The sequence below is a fragment of the Gordonia alkanivorans genome, from assembly GCF_004011905.1.
GTDB classification, from domain to species: domain Bacteria; phylum Actinomycetota; class Actinomycetes; order Mycobacteriales; family Mycobacteriaceae; genus Gordonia; species Gordonia alkanivorans.
This window is the reverse complement of record NZ_CP027114.1, coordinates 4,074,072-4,091,372: the sequence shown is the minus strand read 5'-3', so window position 1 is coordinate 4,091,372 and position 17,301 is coordinate 4,074,072. Positions and strand designations below refer to the sequence as shown.

11 protein-coding genes are annotated in these 17,301 nt (G+C 68.5%); 4 read left to right on the top strand and 7 right to left on the bottom strand.

Annotation, left to right across the window (positions count from 1 at the left end; all coding sequences use genetic code 11):
- Window positions 1–26: 26 nt before the first annotated feature.
- Window positions 27–1,115, bottom strand: coding sequence for a magnesium and cobalt transport protein CorA (locus C5O27_RS18520; RefSeq protein ID WP_127963353.1), 1,089 nt, complete (start codon window positions 1,113–1,115; stop codon window positions 27–29).
- A 54-nt stretch (window positions 1,116–1,169) separates the two neighbouring features.
- On the opposite strand from C5O27_RS18520, the gene C5O27_RS18515 reads away from it, so the two are divergent.
- Both C5O27_RS18515 and C5O27_RS18510 read left to right on the top strand, forming a co-directional pair.
- Window positions 1,170–1,790 (top strand): MarC family protein, encoded by a 621-nt coding sequence (locus C5O27_RS18515; RefSeq protein WP_006360491.1) that lies wholly within the window; start codon window positions 1,170–1,172, stop codon window positions 1,788–1,790.
- A 49-nt stretch (window positions 1,791–1,839) separates the two neighbouring features.
- Window positions 1,840–2,808, top strand: coding sequence for a type 2 periplasmic-binding domain-containing protein (locus C5O27_RS18510; RefSeq protein ID WP_127963352.1), 969 nt, complete (start codon window positions 1,840–1,842; stop codon window positions 2,806–2,808).
- Window positions 2,809–2,811: 3 nt separating this feature from the next.
- Here C5O27_RS18510 and C5O27_RS18505 read toward each other — a convergent pair whose 3' ends face one another.
- Both C5O27_RS18505 and C5O27_RS18500 read right to left on the bottom strand, forming a co-directional pair.
- Complete coding sequence (locus C5O27_RS18505; RefSeq protein ID WP_127963351.1) at window positions 2,812–3,642, bottom strand: SDR family NAD(P)-dependent oxidoreductase; 831 nt, start codon at window positions 3,640–3,642, stop codon at window positions 2,812–2,814.
- A gap of 35 nt (window positions 3,643–3,677) precedes the next feature.
- On the bottom strand, window positions 3,678–5,231 hold the full coding sequence (locus tag C5O27_RS18500; RefSeq protein WP_127963350.1) for a flavin-containing monooxygenase: 1,554 nt from the start codon (window positions 5,229–5,231) through the stop codon (window positions 3,678–3,680).
- 75 nt (window positions 5,232–5,306) lie between these two features.
- On the opposite strand from C5O27_RS18500, the gene C5O27_RS18495 reads away from it, so the two are divergent.
- Together C5O27_RS18495 and C5O27_RS18490 are read left to right on the top strand one after the other, a co-directional pair.
- Complete coding sequence (locus C5O27_RS18495; RefSeq protein WP_127963349.1) at window positions 5,307–5,942, top strand: TetR/AcrR family transcriptional regulator; 636 nt, start codon at window positions 5,307–5,309, stop codon at window positions 5,940–5,942.
- A 68-nt stretch (window positions 5,943–6,010) separates the two neighbouring features.
- Window positions 6,011–7,426, top strand: coding sequence for a hypothetical protein (locus C5O27_RS18490; protein WP_127963348.1), 1,416 nt, complete (start codon window positions 6,011–6,013; stop codon window positions 7,424–7,426).
- Between the two features lie 69 nt (window positions 7,427–7,495).
- Here C5O27_RS18490 and C5O27_RS18485 read toward each other — a convergent pair whose 3' ends face one another.
- The 4 genes from C5O27_RS18485 to C5O27_RS18470 all read right to left on the bottom strand — a co-directional run bounded on the left by C5O27_RS18485 (window position 7,496) and on the right by C5O27_RS18470 (window position 17,201).
- Entirely contained in the window at window positions 7,496–11,308 is a 3,813-nt protein-coding gene (locus C5O27_RS18485; RefSeq protein ID WP_127963347.1) for a multifunctional oxoglutarate decarboxylase/oxoglutarate dehydrogenase thiamine pyrophosphate-binding subunit/dihydrolipoyllysine-residue succinyltransferase subunit, read from the bottom strand.
- Window positions 11,309–11,446: 138 nt separating this feature from the next.
- Entirely contained in the window at window positions 11,447–15,406 is a 3,960-nt protein-coding gene (locus C5O27_RS18480) for an ABC transporter ATP-binding protein (RefSeq protein WP_127963346.1), read from the bottom strand.
- Window positions 15,403–16,128 carry a hypothetical protein gene (locus C5O27_RS18475; protein ID WP_006360499.1) on the bottom strand — a complete coding sequence of 242 codons (726 nt, stop codon included), beginning with the start codon at window positions 16,126–16,128 and terminating at the stop codon, window positions 15,403–15,405. Before C5O27_RS18475 ends, C5O27_RS18480 begins: the two co-directional genes overlap by 4 nt.
- Window positions 16,125–17,201 carry a glutathione S-transferase family protein gene (locus C5O27_RS18470; RefSeq protein WP_035750916.1) on the bottom strand — a complete coding sequence of 359 codons (1,077 nt, stop codon included), beginning with the start codon at window positions 17,199–17,201 and terminating at the stop codon, window positions 16,125–16,127. Before C5O27_RS18470 ends, C5O27_RS18475 begins: the two co-directional genes overlap by 4 nt.
- Between the last annotated feature and the right edge of the window lie 100 nt (window positions 17,202–17,301).

Genomic DNA, 17,301 nt, shown 5'->3' with positions numbered 1-17,301 from the left:
CGGTAACCGGTGATCCTGGGGCACTTTCAGAGCCAGTGACTGCGACGGAAGACCACGAACAGGGCGACGCACGTCGCGACCAGAAGGCCGAGGACGAGTGGATAACCCCACGGCTGATGCAGTTCGGGCATGTGGTCGAAGTTCATGCCGTAGATCCCGGCGACCATCGTCGGCACCGCGGCGATCGCGACCCACGCCGAGATCTTGCGCATGTCGGTGGTCTGCTGGATGCCCACCTTCGCGGCCCCGGCCTGCAGCATGGAGTTCAGCAGCTCGTCGTACTCCAGGACCCGTTCGATGACGGTCGTGAGGTGATCGGCGACGTCGCGCAGGTGTCGTCGAACCTCCTTGGGCACCAACGGGTTACCGCTCGCGGTGAGGGTCTGGAGCGGCGTCGAGAGCGGGGTGACCGCGCGCCGGAGTTCGAGCACCTCGCGTCGCAGAAGATAGACCGGGTCGATGTCGAGCCAGCGATTCTGTCGGCTGAACACCGATTCCTCGATGGCGGCGACGTCGACGTCCATGCGGTCGGTGACCGCAAGGTAGCTGTCGACGACCTTGTCGGCCACGGCGTGCAGGACCGCGGTCGGGCCGAGGGCGAGTCGTTCGGGCCGGCTCTCGAGATTCCGTCGCATCCCCGACAACTCGGTGTGCTCACCGTGGCGCACCGTGATCACGAAATCGGGCCCGGCGAAGACCATGATCTCGCCGGTCTCCACGACCTCGCTGGCCATCGCCATCGACTCGTGTTCGACGTACTGCACCGTCCTCAGCACCAGGAACTGCGTGTCGTCGTACACCTCGAGTTTCGGCCGCTGATGCGCGTGCACGGCATCCTCGACGACGAGCTCGTGCAGGCCGAAGGTCGTGCCGACGTCGGTCATCTGGGAGTCGTCAGGGGAGTGCAGGCCGACCCAGACGAAACCCTCACCGGATTCGCGGACCTGCGCCAGCGCGTCGCGGTAGGAGATGTCGCCCGGCTGGCGGTGGCCGTTGAGATAGACCGCGCAGTCGACGACGGCGCGCGACACCGGGGCCCGGTTCTTTCCCGCGGGCGCCGCGGCGTCACCGCGCGGAGGGAGACCGCGCGGACCGGACCGAGGGATCGTCGCCACGCCTGCCGATGGTACCCGCGGGGCCCGGGCGTGCCTCCCCAGTAGGATTCGGCCGTGCCTTTCGACGTCACCGTGTACACGACCACGTTGATCACGCTCATCGTCATCATGGACCCGCCGGGACAGATCCCGTTGTTCCTCAGCCTGGTCGGCCAGCGGTCGCCCGAGTACCGGCGGCGCGCGGCCTGGCAGGCACCCCTCGTGAGCCTCCTGGTGATCAGCGTCTTCGCGATCGGCGGCAAGGCGATCCTGAACTATCTGCACATCGGCATCCCGGCGCTCCAGGGCGCGGGCGGACTGCTCCTGCTGCTGGTCGCGCTGCAACTCCTCACCGGATTGGGCAACGCCGGCAACCCGAAGGCGTCCGACGACGTCAACGTGGCGCTCGTGCCGCTGGGCACCCCGCTGCTCGCCGGACCGGGCGCCATCGCCGCGGTCATCGTGCAGGTCAGCAGCGTCGACGGGGAGGCCGCCGGCTACCTGGCCATCGCGGCCGCGATCATCAGCGTGCACATCGTGGTGATGCTGGTGCTCCGGTACTCGACGGTTCTGATCCGCGTACTCGGCGTCGGCGGTATCACCCTGCTGGCCAAGATCGCCGGTCTGCTGCTCGCCGCGATCGCCGTCCAGCTCATCGCGAGCTCGATCATGGGCTTCATCGCCGAGGGTGTCTGAAGCCAGTGGGCCAGAACAGATGACGGCGCCCAACAGATACGGTGGCTACGTGGAAAAACGCATCGTCCGCAAGCGTCTCGTGGTGGTCACCGGACTGATCGCGGCCCTGGCCGTTGTTCTCGCCGGGTGCGGGGACGAAGCCGGTTCGCCGCCGCCGGGGATCGTGATCGGCTCGTCCGAGGACGCGGCCATGCGGGTGATGGCCGAGGTGTACGCGGGCGCCCTGCGGAACGCGGGTTCGGTCGTGTCCGCCGATCAGCTGCGCGGAGACGACGCGGCGCTGCTCGACGAGATGGACCGCGCCGACGTCGACCTCTTCCCGGCCTTCACCGGGGACCTCCTGACGTTGCTCGCCCCGTCGTCGACCGCGGTCGGCGCCGAGGACGTCTACGTCGAGCTGAACCGCTCGCTGCCGCAGGGCGTCTCGGTCGGCGACGAGACACCGGTCTCCGGTGCGCCGCAGATCTTCGTGTCGACGACCCTCGCCGGCAGCGTCGGCGCGAGCGGCCTCGACGACTGCGCACTCCTCCCACCGGGCCTGCCGGTGGTCGCCACCTCCGACCCCGATCAGGCGACGCTCGACGCCTTTGCCTCGGCGGGATGCCGTCTGGGACCGGTGGAAACGGCCGGCACCACCGACGAAGTGCTGCAGCGCGCGTCCGAGGGCAACGCGGTCGGCCTGCTCACCCCGCTCGACATCGCGGGAGAGGACGCCGAGGGCGCGTCGTCCGACGTTCAGGCGCTACGCACGTCGGCCGGTGGCGGCGACACCGCCGACAATCCGCCCGCCGACGAACCGCGTATCGAACGCACGCCCGAGGAACAGTCCGGACCGCGCGCCGAGGTGCTCGTCCCGGTGTTCCGGTCGGCCGCGCTCAACCGCGATCAGGTCAAGACCATGAACAAGGTCGCCGGCGAGATCACCACCGCCGACCTCGCCACGATGGCGGGCGAGGTCGAGACGGGTGGTGATCCGCGCGAGGTCGCGCTCGAGTGGCTGGCCGAGCACGGCCTGTAGCCGCTACTGCGCCTTCGACAACGCCCAGGCGGTGGCCTTCGCCGAGACCCACTGGTACTTCGACGCGACGATGCGCACCGCGATGTCGAGGATCTTGGCGTCGGCGCCGACCAGGACGCGCGCCTTGTCCTTCCGCACGCCCGCGATGATGACGTCGGCGGCGTCCTCACTCGACATCCGCGCGAGGTAACGGTCGAAGAAGGCGGCGGTGGCCTTCTGGTCGTGGTCGCCGGACACGGTGGCGTTGCGGGCGATCGCGGTCTTGATGCCACCGGGGTGCACGCAGGTCACCTTCACCGGGTGCTTGGCGATGATCATCTCCTGGCGCAGGGCCTCGGTGAAGCCGCGGACGGCGAACTTGGCCGAGTTGTACGCGGCCTGACCGGGTTCGGCGAGAAGACCGAACAGCGACGACGTGTTGACGATGTGGCCGTCACCCGAGGCGATCAGATGAGGCAGGAACGCCTTGGTGCCGTTGACGACTCCCCAGTAGTCGACGTCCATGACGCGCTCGATGTCCTTGAACTCGGTGCGTTCGACCTCACCGTGATGCGCGATGCCCGCGTTGTTGAACACCACGTTGACCACGCCGAAATGGTTCTTGACGGTGTCGGCGTAGGTCAGCACGGCCTCGCGCTCGGCGACATTGAGAAGTTGCGAATGCACCTGTGCGCCGGCCGCTTTCACGAGGCGTTCGGTCTCCGTCAGTCCGTCGGGCGTGACGTCGGAGATGGCCAGGCGGGCACCCTGTCCGGCGAGTTTGACGGCGATCTCCCGGCCCATGCCCGAACCGGCACCGGTGATCACCACGACCTTGTCGCGAAAGTCCTTCATGAGTTTGTCCTCGAATCTCTTCGGTGCGCCGGGTCTCAGGCGTTCACGGCAGCGGGCTGATCGGTCGTCGACTCGCCCTGTCCGGGCGCTGCGACCGCCGGGCGTCGTGCACCGCGGGTGACATCGTATGCGGCGATGTCGAAGCGGCGGGTGATGTTGCGGAACGCGAAGGTGAATCCCGGCCACAGCGTGGTGATGTTGCCGTTGGCGTCCTTGTACCAGGACGCGCAGCCGCCGTTGACCCACACGCTGTTGCGCAGCTTGTGCTGGATGCCCGCGTTGTACTCCTGCTGGGCCGACATCCGGACCTCGGTCCGGGTGATTCCCTGGGCTCGAACGGTTTTCAGGTAGTCCACGAGGTAATTGAGCTGCGACTCGATCATGTACACCATCGAGGTGTGGCCGAGGCCGGTCGACGGTCCGACCATCAGCATCATGTTCGGGAAGCCGTGGACGAACGAACCCTTGTAGCCCTGCATGCCGATCTCGGCCCAGACGTCTGCGAGGCTCCGCTGATCCTTGCCGACGATCTTGTCGAAGACGGGGGAGTCGGTGACGTGGAAGCCGGTGGCGACGACGATGACGTCGACCTCACGGGTCGTGCCGTCCTTGGCGACGACGCCGTTCGCGGTGATGCGGTCGATCCCGTCGGTGACGAGGTCGACGTTGGGCCGGGCGAGGGCGGGGTACCAGTCGTTGGACCGCAGGATGCGCTTGCAGCCGACCTGGAAGGTGGGGGTGGCCTTGCGGCGGAGCTCGGCGTCACGGCCGATGCCGCGCAGGATGTTCGCCCGGCAGAGCAGTTCGACGGGCTTGAGGGCGGTGGGCGAGTAGGTCAGGCCGAAGGCGACGACCTCGTTGGCGGCGTAGATCCCGCCGCGGACGGCCGACTGGTAACCGGGGACGTTCTTGTAGGCCCAGTGCTCGAGCTTGGTGTACGCGCGCTCGGTGCGGGGGACGATCCACGGTGCGGTGCGCTGGTAGACGTCGAGTCGCGAGGTCACCTTGGCGAGCTCCGGGACCAGCTGGATGGCCGACGCGCCGGTGCCGATGACGGCGACGCGCTGTCCGGTGAAGTCGTGGTCGTTGTCCCAGCGGGCCGAGTGGACGATCTTGCCCTGGAAGGACTCGATGCCGTCGATGTCCGGGAGGTTCGGCTCGCAGAGCGGGCCGACGCCGCCGATCATCACGCGGGCGCGGACCTGTTCGGGCTTGCCGTCGCGTTCGGTGTCGATGATCCAGCGACCCTCGTCCTCGTTCCATGCGGCGTTGGTGACCTCGGTGCCGAAGCGCGACCGGGCGGCGATGTCGTGGCGGGCCGCGACATCGTTGATGTAATCGTGGATCTCCGGCTGGTGCGAGTACGACCGCGACCAGGTGGGGTTCTTCGCGAACGAGTAGGAGTACAGCTGCGAGGGCACGTCGCAGGCGGCGCCGGGGTAGGTGTTGTCGCGCCAGGTGCCCCCGAAGTCGCGGCCGCGATCGAGGAGGACGAAGTCGTCGAATCCGTGTTGCCTCATCCGGATGGCGGCACCCAGCCCCGAGAAGCCGGCCCCGATGATGGCGATCTCTACATCGTTCGTTGTCATGGTGTCACCATAGGGGTGATACTGAACACGTGTCAATAGTTATTGAACAAGACTCAATAGGAGTAGTCTGGCCGGGTGACCAGTAGAGGAACGGCTGCCGCGCCGGTGATCGGGGACAAGCAAACCGCATCCAAGCGCACCCGGATGAGTCCGGAGGCGCGTCGCGACCAGCTCCTCGAGTTCGGTCTGGAGATGGTGCGGGACCGTCCGCTCGAGGAGATCACCATTGACGCCATCGCCGATGCGGCCGGGGTGTCGCGGGCGCTGCTGTTCCACTATTTCGCCTCCAAGCAGGACTATCACGTCGCGATCGCGCAGGCCCAGGCCGACCGGATGCTGGCGTGTACCGAACCGGACGCGTCCCTCGGGGACCCGATCGCCATCCTGACCGCCTCGATGGCGGCGTTCGTCGACTTCGTCAGCGAGAACCGCTCCGCCTACACCGCTCTCATCCGCGGGGCGTCGAGCTCGGATCCCGCGATGCGCGACGTCTTCGACCGAACCCGTGAGGTCATGGTGGGCCGGGTTCTCGATCACGCACCGGCATTCGGCGTCGAGGTCACCCCGACGGTCGTGCTGAGCGTCCACGGCTGGGTCGCCTTCGTCGAGGAGACGACGATCCGCTGGCTGACCTCGCCGACGGTCACCCGCGAGGACCTGCTCGGCCTGATCACCGCCGCCCTTCCGACACTCGCCGGCGCCGCGTCCTAGACTCCCACGGGGAGGACGACGGGGGAGTCGGCATCGACCGCGGGGTCGATCTTCAGTGAGGTGGACCTATGGCGCCCTTGTCACGCACGGATCCGGTTGACGAACGGAGTGGGCGACTCGCCACCGACGACGCACCGTTCTGGTTCGCGACCCCGGCACTCGGCTGGTCGGTGGTGCTGCAGATGGTGTGGGACTTCGAGGACGAGGTCTCCCTCGAGGCACTGACCGCGATGAACGCCGCGCTGGCCCGCGGACGCATGCACCGGATGCTGGTGTCGTCCACCGTGTACGGCTCGCGTCCCCGCTGGGTCCCGGCGCCCGACGCCCCGGGGCTGGCCGTGGATCCCCTCCCGATTCCCGATGCCGGCGTCGACGCATGGGCGACCGCCGAGATGTCGACGGTCCCGCTCGACGCCGAGGGCGGTCGCTGTTGGCGCCTGCGGAGCGCGCCCACCCAATCCGGCGGCACCGCGCTGTCACTGTGTGCCCTGCACGTGGTCACCGACGGACGGGGCATGGTCGCCGCAGCCGCCGCGGCGGCACGCGAATCGGGCGTACCCGTCGCCGTCGCGGACGAGCGGACCTCGGCGGCGGGAGGTTCTCTGTCGGCAGGTCCGGAGTCCCGGGGTTCCTGGCGCCGCGGACGCCTCGACGATGTCGCCGACGCCGTGGCGCAGGCTGGTGCAGTCGTCGTCGGCATCGCCCGGGCGGCCGCCGAGAGCCGCAAGGCCTCGGGGCTCGAACCGGATCCGCGGCCGGAACGTCCCCCGCTCGCGGAGCGGTCCCCGGCGGCGAAGTTCACCTGGGCGACCGCGTCGATCCCCGCCGGCGACTGGGACCGCGTCGCGGCCGATCACGGCGGCACCTCCAACACCCTGTTCATCGCGGTCGTGAGCGGCCTCCTCCGATCCGGGGGACGGTCCCCGCTGGGGACCCCGATCAAGGTCGGGGTACCGGTGGATCGTCGTGAGGGCGAAGAGGACACCCGGACCAACGCGATCGCAGGGGTGTCGGTGTTCCTGACCGACGAGCCGGTGCCGGGAGGTGACCTCGCCGGGATTCGGGCTGCATGCAAGGCCGCGTTCGTGCGGCTGTCCGAAGGCCGCCGCGCGCCCCACATCTACCTTCGTCCGCTCGCCTGGTTCCTGCCGGTCTCGGTGCTGATCAAGCTCGTCGGCGGCGGTGCCGGCAAGGGCATGCCCGACGCGGTGATCTCCAACATCGGTGAGGCGACGCCGGAGGCCACCGTGGTCGGCGGCCGGACCGCGCGCCGCATGGCGCTGCGCGGCATGACCCAGGGCGTCGACCCCGCGTCCGGGCATCGCTTCGGCGACGGCGTGCAGTCGTGGCTGATCCGGACCCCGGAGCAGGTGTCGTTCACCGTCCTCGGACTCGACGACGAGGCCTTCGGCTCCGACGCCGTACTCCGGGACCTCCTCACCTCCGAACTCGCGGCCTGGGGGCTCCCGCACGAGATCTGGTGAGTTCGACACAGCAAGGCGGCCCCCGCCGGACCGAGTCCGGCGGGGGCCGCCTTTGTCTGTGAGGGTTCGCTACTCGCCGAACGCCTCGTCGAGGATCTCCTGCTGCTCGACCGCGTGCACCTTGCTCGAACCCGAGGACGGGGCCGACATCGGGCGACGCGAGACGCGGCGCAGGCCACCGAGGACATCCGGCAGCACCTCGGGCAGCCACAGGCCGAGGAACGGCCACGGGCCCTGGTTGGCCGGCTCCTCCTGGACCCAGCGGAACTCGCTGGCGTTGCCGTACTGCTCCAGCGTGTTGCGCAGGCGGCGGTGCGGCACCGGGTAGAGCTGCTCGATGCGGACGATCGCGATGTCCTCGCGATCCTCCTTGTCACGACGGGCCGCGAGCTCGTAGTAGAGCTTGCCGCTCACCAGCAGGACGCGCTTGACCTTGCTGCGGTCGGCGTCGCCCTTGGCGAACTTCGGGTCGTCGATGACCGAACGGAACTTGTCGTCGGTGAAATCAGACACCGGGCTGACGGCGGCCTTGTTGCGCAGCATCGACTTCGGGGTGAAGACGATGAGCGGTCGGCTGATGCCGTCGAGGACGTGACGACGCAGCAGATGGAAGTAGCTCGCCGGGGTCGACGGCAGTGCGACGGTCATCGAGCCCTCGGCACACAGCTGCAGGAAGCGCTCGATGCGGCCGGAGGTGTGGTCGGGACCCTGGCCCTCGTGCCCGTGCGGCAGCAGCAGCACCACGTCGGAGAGCTGACCCCACTTGGCCTCACCGGACGAGATGAACTCATCGATGATCGACTGTGCGCCGTTGACGAAGTCGCCGAACTGCGCCTCCCACAGCACGAGGGCGTCCGGGTTGCCCACGGAGTAGCCGTACTCGAAGCCGACGACACCGAACTCTGACAGCGGCGAGTCGTACACCATGAACCGGCCGCCGTTGCTCTCCTCGCCGGCGGGCTGCAGGTGGTTCAGCGGGGTGTACTCCGAACCGTTCTGACGGTCGATGAGCACCGAGTGGCGCTGCGTGAACGTACCGCGGCGCGAGTCCTGACCGGACAGGCGGACGGTGCGTCCCTCCATCACCAGCGAACCGAACGCGAGGAGTTCGGCGAAGGCCCAGTCGATGTTGCCGTTGCGGGCGGCCTCGGCACGACGCTCCAGAACCGGCTTCACGCGCGCATGCGGGGTGAAGCCCTCCGGGACGTTGACGAAGGCGTCGCCGATCGTCTGCAGGATCTCCTTGTCGACCGCCGTGACCAGCTTGGTCGGCAGGGTCTGGTCGGCCTGGATGGACGGCGACGGCTCGGCGTGGTACTTCTCGAGTTCTTTGACCTCGTTGAAGACCCGTTCGAGCTGTCCCTGGTAATCACGCAGAGCGTCCTCGGCCTCCTTGGTCGAGATGTCACCACGACCGATCAGGGCTTCGGTGTAGCTCTTGCGGACGCCGCGCTTGGTGTCGATGACCTCGTACATCGCCGGCTGCGTCATCGAGGGGTCGTCGCCCTCGTTGTGGCCGCGGCGGCGGAAACAGACGAGGTCGATGACGACGTCCTTGTTGTACGCCTGGCGGTAGTCGACGGCGAGCTTCGCGACCCAGACGCACGCCTCGGGATCGTCGCTGTTCACGTGGAAGATCGGCGCGCCGATCATCTTCGCGACGTCGGTGCAGTACTCGGTGGAACGCGAGTGCTCCGGGGCGGTGGTGAAACCGACCTGGTTGTTCACGACGATGTGCACGGTGCCGCCGGTGCGGTAACCGGGCAGCATCGCCATGTTGAGCGTCTCGGCGACCACGCCCTGACCGGCGAACGCGGCGTCGCCGTGCAGCATGAGCGGCAGGATCGGGAAGCTCTCGTCGTCGGCGTCGGCGATGAGGTCCTGCTTGGCGCGGACCAGGCCCTCGAGGACCGGGTCGACCGCCTCGAGGTGGCTCGGGTTGGCCGTCAGCGAGACGTTGATCTCGTTGTCGCCGAACATCTGGTAGTACTTGCCCTCGGCGCCGAGGTGATACTTCACGTCACCCGAACCGTGCGCCTGCGACGGGTTCAGGTTGCCCTCGAACTCGGAGAAGATCTTCGAGTACGGCTTGCCGACGATGTTGGCGAGCACGTTGAGACGGCCGCGGTGCGGCATACCGATGACGACCTCGGTGAGGTTGTGCTCGGCGCTCTGGTCGATGACCGCGTCCATCATCGGGATGACCGACTCGGCACCCTCGAGCGAGAAGCGCTTCTGACCGACGTACTTGGTCTGCAGGAAGGTTTCGAAGGCCTCCGCCGCGTTCAGCTTGCTCAGGATGTACTTCTGCTCGCCGACCGGCGGCTTCACGTGCTTGACCTCGACACGTTCCTGCAGCCACTTCTGCTGGTCCGGTTCGAGGATGTGGGTGTACTCCACACCGACGTGGCGGCAGTAGGCGTCGCGCAGGATCGCCAGCACGTCGCGCAGCTTCATCTTCTCCTGGCCGTGGAAACCGCCGACCTTGAAGGTGCGGTCGAGATCCCAGAGGGTCAGGCCGTAGGTCGCGATGTCCAGATCAGGATGGCTGCTGCGCGCATCGCTGTTCATCATCAGCGGATCGATGTCGGCCATCAGGTGGCCGCGGCTGCGGTAGGCGGCGATCAGCTCGAGGACGCGGGTGCTCTTGTCGACGAGGCCGGCCGGGATGTCACGACGCCAGCGAACCGGCTCGTACGGCACGTGGAACGCGGTGAAGATCTCGTCGTAGAACGCGTCGTCGATCAGCAGCTGGTGGACGGTGCGCAGGAAGTCGCCCGATTCCGCTCCCTGGATGATGCGGTGATCGTAGGTCGAGGTCAGCGTCATCAGCTTGCCGACGCCGAGCTCGGCGATCTGCTCGTCGCTGGCGCCCTGGAACTCGGCCGGGTACTCCATCGCACCGGCGCCGATGATGGCGCCCTGGCCCTTCATCAGGCGGGGCACGGAGTGCACGGTGCCGATGGTGCCGGGGTTGGTCAGCGAGATGGTCACGCCGGAGAAGTCGTCGGCGCCGAGCTTGCCGTCACGCGCGCGCCGGACGATGTCCTGGTACGCGTTGTAGAACTCGGCGAAGCCCATCCTCTCGCACTCTTTGATGGCGGCGACGACGAGCGTGCGGTTGCCGTCCTTGCCGACCAGATCGATGGCCAGACCGAGGTTGGTGTGCGCGGGGGTGACGACGTTGGGCTTGCCGTCGATCTCGGCGTAGTGCCGATTCATGTTCGGGAAGGCCTTGATGGCCTGGACGATCGCGTAACCCAGGATGTGGGTGAAGCTGATCTTGCCGCCACGGGTGCGGGCGAGGTGGTTGTTGACGACGATGCGGTTGTCGATCATCGCCTTCGCGGGAACCGCGCGAACACTGGTGGCCGTCGGGATCTGCAACGACAGCGCCATGTTCTTCGCGATGGCGGCGGCGGGACCGCGGAGCACCTTGTTGCCGTCCGCGGATTCCTTCTTGGACTCGGCGGCTGCGGGCTTGGCGGCAGCAGGCTTTTCAACTGCGGCGGGCTTCGGCTGGGAACGGGCGGAACCGTCACGGCTCGCGACGCTGTGGCCGGATGCGGCCTTGGTCGCGGTCGACTCCTTGGCAGGGGAGGGTTTGCGGGCAGAGGCGGTCCGCGTCGGTTCCTGATCGAGCGTGACCTGCTTGCGCGGTGCCGACTCGGCCGCGGGCTTCGCCGGTGCGCTGCCGTTGGAGGAGGGAGTGGTGGACGTCGATGCGGCGGACGCGGCACCACCGTTGTCTCCGGGCTTGTAACTCTTCAAGAGCTCATGCCAGCTCGGGTCCACCGAGCTCGGGTCCTCTTTGAATTGCTGGTACATTTCCTCGACCAGCCAGGTGTTCTGTCCGAAGTCAGAAATCGAACTGCTGCTCACAGCGGTATCTCGCCTCAATTCCCTGAAGGTGCCGGGTTCTCTGCCACACTGACGTCCCTTGTGGAGACTATCGGTGAACCAACTGCCGATGCTACGCGTCATCTGCTGCGTCACACCCACCGACCTGCTACTACAGAGTCAGATCGTCATCTCGGGTGATCCGGCGCGGATGGTCTGGTTGTCGGTTGCGGACGCGCCACGTCGAGCGTCCTGTCGCGAGCCCGCATGTGAGTCGGCGTCCACCGCGTCTGTACGCGCGGCGGTCACCGTCACACCGGGCTCCGTCACCGCGGCCTCGTCGGGATCGACACCGGCCTCCCAGAAGCCGCGATACAGACTGTCCAACGCCAGGAGTTGGTCGTGTGTTCCGAGTTCGACGATTCGGCCGCCGTCGACCACCGCGATGGTATCGGCGCGAGCCGCGGTGGCCAGCCGGTGCGCGACGATGACGGAGGTCCGGCGCCGAGTCATCGCCCGCCCGGCGGCCAGGACCTGCGCCTCGGTGGCCTGGTCGAGCGTGGCGGTCGCCTCGTCGAGCAGCAGGAGGTCGGGGTCGACGAGTTCGGCTCGGGCCAGTGCGATCAGCTGGCGCTGACCGGAGCTGAGGCCCTGGCCGCGTTCGCCGATGGGATGGTTCATGCGTCCCGGCAGGGCCGCGATCATCGGTAGGGCGCCCACCGCGGCCGCGGCCTCGACGATCGCGGCGCGATCGGCATCCGGCCGGCCGTAGGCGATGTTGTCCGCCACGGTCCCGGTGAACAGATGCGGCTCCTGCGGGACCAGGCCGAGTCGGCTGCGGTACCCGGAGAGGACGAGGTCGCCGATGTCGGTGCCGTCCACGAGGACGCGTCCGGTGGTCGGGTCGTAGAACCGGGCCAGCAGTTTCACGATCGTCGACTTGCCCGCACCGGTCCGGCCGACGAGGGCGAGCGAGGACCCGGCGGGGATGTGCAGGTCGACGTCGAGCAGGGCGTCGGATTCCGCGCCCTGATAGCGGAAGCCGACCCCGTCGAAATCGACCTCGCCGTCGAAGCCGGTGGCCGGCGGTGTCGTGGCGTCCGGGTTGACCCGCAGCGAACTCGGGGTCCGCAGCAGGTCGCCGATGCGCCGTAGGCCGACCGCCGCCTGCTGGTAACCGTCGAAGACCTGCGAGAGCTGCTGGACGGGACCGAACAGCATCGTGAGATATAGGACGAAGGCGACCAGAGTGCCCGCGGTGAGTGAGCCGTCGGCCACCTGGCCGGCGCCGACGCCGAGTGCGATCGCGGTGGCGATGTCCGACATCAGCATGATCAGCGGGAAGTACGAGGCGATCGCCCGCTGCGAGACCATCCGTGCCGCGACCCACGCCGCCGAACGCTGCCCGAAACGCTTCTGTGCGTCGTCGGTGCGGAGGTAGGTCTGGGTGGTCTTGATCCCGGCGATGTTCTCCTGGAAGTCGGCGTTCACCGTGCTGATCAGTTCGCGGGACCGCGTGTAGGCGGCGCTCGCGACACGCCGGAAGACGACGGTCGCCACGACCAGCAGCGGGAAGACGGGTAACACCAGCAGTGCGAGCGACGGCCCGGTGACCAGCAACGCGACCGTGACGCCGACCAGGGTGAGGAGTGCGACGATCGCCGACGTCAGACCGGTCTGCAGGAAGGTCGACAACGCGTCGATGTCGGTCGTCATCCGCGTCATGATCCGACCCGACAGCTCGCGCTCGTAGTAGTCCAGGCCGAGGCGCTGGATGTGGGCGTAACTGCGGATGCGCAGTCCGAACAGCACGCGCTCACCCGCTCGGGTGGAGGTCATCGTCAACAGGGACGCGGCGACCCACCCGACGCCGACGAGTGCCACACCGCCGATCGCCGCCCACCACAGGGTGCGCTGGTCGTGGTCGCCGGCCGCGTCGATGACGGCGCGGGCGATGCTGGGGAAGGCCAGGCCGACGAGGGTGTCGACGGCGATGGCGACCAACGCGAAGGCGAGCAGCCAGCGGACCGGTCGTAGGAGGCCGCGGAGGGTGAAGTCCGGGTTCTCGCGCCGGGCGTCGGCGACGTCCACCGCTGGGTCCTCGACGGCCGGCGGCAGCGCGTCGACCCTCGCCTGGAGTTCGGGCGTCGCCGGCATCGACCCCAGTGCGCTGGCGACACCGCCGCCCCGCTGCCCGGTCCGCGTGCCCGCGCCCACCGCCGGGCCGGTCCGCGTATACGTCTGCTCGTCGAGGAATTGCGTTGTCGGCCAGAAGCTCTCGACGGTGTGGTCGGAGATGCTCGGCCGGCTGGGCGGCGAGACGACGTCCGGGTCACCGACGGCGTTCGTCATCAGCTCGCGGAACCGCGCCGAGGAGGCCTCGAGCTCGGCCGGCGTCCCGATCGCGGTGATCCGGCCCTCGTCCAGCACGGCGACCCGGTCGGCGAGGACGAGTGTCGACCGCCGGTGGGCGAGGACCAGCATGGTGCGTCTCTGATCACGTAGGCGGCCGAGGATCCGGGCCTCGGTGGTGGCGTCGACCGCCGATGTCGCGTCGTCGAGCACCAGGACGCGCGGGTCGGCGAAGAGGGCACGCGCGAGGGCGATCCGCTGGCGCTGTCCGCCGGAGAGGGTCAGGCCGCGTTCGCCGACGACGGTGTCGTAGCCGTCCGGGAGTGCCTCGATGAACTCGGTGGCCTCGGCCGCGGCCGCCGCGGCTCGCACCCGGTCGGCGAGCGAATCGGGGTCGGCGGTGGCGCCCGGTCCCATGGCGATGTTCGCGGTGATGGTGTCGGAGAAGAGGAACGGTTCGTCGAAGACGGCGGCGACGGCTTCGTGCAGCGCAGTCGGCGACAGCGAGTCCACCAGGTGCGGGCCGTCGGCGCCGACAAGGGAGATCGTGCCGGCGTCGGGTCTCTCGTAGCGGCTGACCAGGTCGGCGATGGTCGACTTCCCGGAGCCGGGTGGCCCGACGATCGCCACGCATTCGCCGGGTTCGATACGCAGGTCGATCCCGCTCAGCACGGCGGGCGGATCGTCGGCCTCGTGGGTGTGATGGGCGAAGGAGACGTTCTCCAGTTCGACGCCGAGCGGGCCGTCGGGCAGCGTGCCGGTCGCGGTCTCACCGGGATCGCGCGGGTGATCGATGACGTCGTAGACGCGTTCCACCGCCGCGCGGGCGAGCTGGGCGTTGACGATGAGATTGGTGAGCAGACGGGCGATGCCGGTCATCGCGGTGACGTAGGTGGTGAACGCGAGGAACGTGCCGGCGGTGATCGCGTCCGTCATCGTCAGGTAGCCGCCGACGACGATCACGCCGACCATGCCGAGTTGGGGGATGGCGCTCAGGGTGGGGGCGAAACGGGCGTTGATCCGGGCCGCGCGCAGGCGCCGGGCGAACAAGGTGCGGCAGCGCGTCACCAGTCCGTCGACGGCGCGGTCCTCCTGGCCGAAGCCCTTGACGACGCGGACGCCGGTGACGGTCTCCTCCACGTGCTGGGCCACATCGGCCGCGGACTGCTGCGCGGACCACGTCGCCGCGAAGAGCTTTCGGCGGGTACGGAAGACCTCCAGGGCGATCAGCGGCGCGATCACCAGTGCGACGGCGGTGAGCAGCGGGGAGAGATAGGCCATGACTCCGAGCGCGACGACCATCTGCACCGCGGCACCCAACGAGAGCGGTGCCATCGCCAGCAAGCCCTGGACCACCTGGATGTCGGAGATGGAGCGGGAGACGATCTGTCCCGTCCGGATCTGGTGCTGGCTGCGGCCGTCGAGGTGCAGCAGGGTGTCGAGCAGGCGCCGGCGCAGGTTGTTCTGCACGTTGACCGCGAGGCGGCCGGCGAACACGCGCCGTCCGAAGTGGCAGGCGTAACGCACGAACGCGAGAACGACCAGGCCCGTGATGATGGTGGACAAGGCGAGGCCGTCGTCGATCACGCCGGTGGCCCGGTCGATCGCGCCCTTGGCCAGCAGGGGCATCACGACGTCGACGGCCACCGCGATCATCGTGACGGTCAGGGTCACGATGACGATGCGGCGATAACGCCACGCCTCGCCGAGCAGCTTCCGGATCCAGCCCGGCGGCGAGGTGGTTGGGGTGCTCCCGGTGGCGGGAGGCATGGTCGGTTCCGGGATCACCGGGAGCCGGGCGGTAGCGGGCTCGTCTCGTTCACCACCTCGGCGTCGAGAACCCAGAAGGCAGGTGCGGGGCCGAATGCCTCCCGCGCGTTGTTGACCACCTTGCGGCCGAGCGCGCGGCTTCCCGCGCCGCCGATGACCGCTCCGATGCCGGCGGGCATCAGCTTGCCGAAGATCAACGGCGCGCGCCGGATCGCGTACTTGCGCACGAGCTTGTTGACCAGGGTCTTGTTGAGTTTGGTGATGGCGCCCGACGGCAGGGCCGCACCGCCGAGCCGGCGCAGGGGGCCGCCGCGCGTACCGACGACCCGGCCGAGGGCGAGCACACCTTCCTCGCCGAGCGCGACCGCCAGGACGAGCGACTTGCGTCGATCGGTCTCGTGGACGCCGATGCCGTGGACCTCGGCGATCGACAGGGCGAGCAGTGCCGAGGCCTCGAGGAAGAAGGCGGTGTCGCCGGTCATCGCGCCGAAGGCCGTCATCGTCCCGACCCCGGGCACGGCGGCTGCCGCGCCGACCGCTCCACCCGAACCGGTGACCGCGTTCAGGTAGCGCTTCTCGAGGCGCTCGATGATCTGGGCGGGGGAGTCGTCGGGGTACTTGCGGCGTAGTGAGTCGACGTATTTCTTGACCGCCGGGCCCTGCAGGCGCTGCGCGCGGTCGAGGATGCCGCCGGTGACCTCGACGGCCTTGCCGGCGGGCTTGGGAGTGGGGTCGGTCATGACTGGGGTACCCAATTCTCCTGGGGGACGACCTCGTCGGGCCGTGGGGGGCCGGGCGGCGTGCCGTCGCCGAAGGGACGCCCGCCGAGTTCCTCGCGGTGGTGTGGGGTCAGCCATCCCCGCAGGTCAGGGCCCTTGGGCACGATCTGCGTGGGGTTCACATCGGTGTGCACGATGTAGTAGTGCTGCTTGATCTGGGTGAAATCGGTGGTGTCGCCGAAGCCGGGGGTCTGGAACAGGTCGCGGGCGTAGGCCCACAGCACCGGCATCTCGCTGAGCTTGCTGCGATTGCACTTGAAATGGCCGTGGTAGACGGGATCGAAGCGGGCGAGGGTCGTGAACAGCCGGACGTCGGCCTCGGTGATGGTGTCGCCGACCAGGTACCGCTGCGTCGACAACCGCTCGGACAGCTCGTCGAGCTTGGTGAACAGGCGGTCGTAAGCGGCCTCGTAGGCCTCCTGGCTGCCGGCGAACCCGCACCGGTAGACGCCGTTGTTGACCTCGGTGTAGATCCCGTGGCTGACCTCGTCGATCTCGTCGCGCAGGCGTTCGGGGTAGAGCTCGGGCGCGCCGTCGCGGTGGAACGCGGTCCATTCCAGCGAGAAGTCGATCGTCATCTGGGGGAAGTCGTTGGTGACGACCTCACCGGTGGGGACGTCGACGATCGCCGGCACGGTGATCCCCTTGGGGTAACCCGGGATCCGCTTCTCGTAGGCGTCCTTGAGGCGCGGGATCTGCAGGACGGGGTCGAGGCCCCCGGGGTCGAGGTCGAAGGTCCACGAGTTCTTGTCGTGGGTGGGTCCGCACAGTCCGAGTGAGATGGCGTCCTCGAGCCCGAGGAGCCGGCGGACGATGAGCGTCCGGTTGGCCCACGGGCAGGCGCGTGCGGCGACGAGACGATAGCGCCCGGCTTCGACGGGGTAGCCGTCCCGGCCGTCGGCGGTGATGCGGGTCTCGATGTACTTGGTGTCCCGCACGAACTCCTGGCCGGACATCACATAGCTGCCCTGCTCCCCGGAATCGGTTGTCCCGGTGGGGTCGCTCTGGGTGGATTCCTCCGGCGCATGAGTCATGCCGTCCACAGTAATGATGGCCGGCGACACTTGGCAGCCACCGAACACGTGCGTATGTTCCGACTGGAATATTCGACGCCGATCAGCGGTCCCGCAGGCC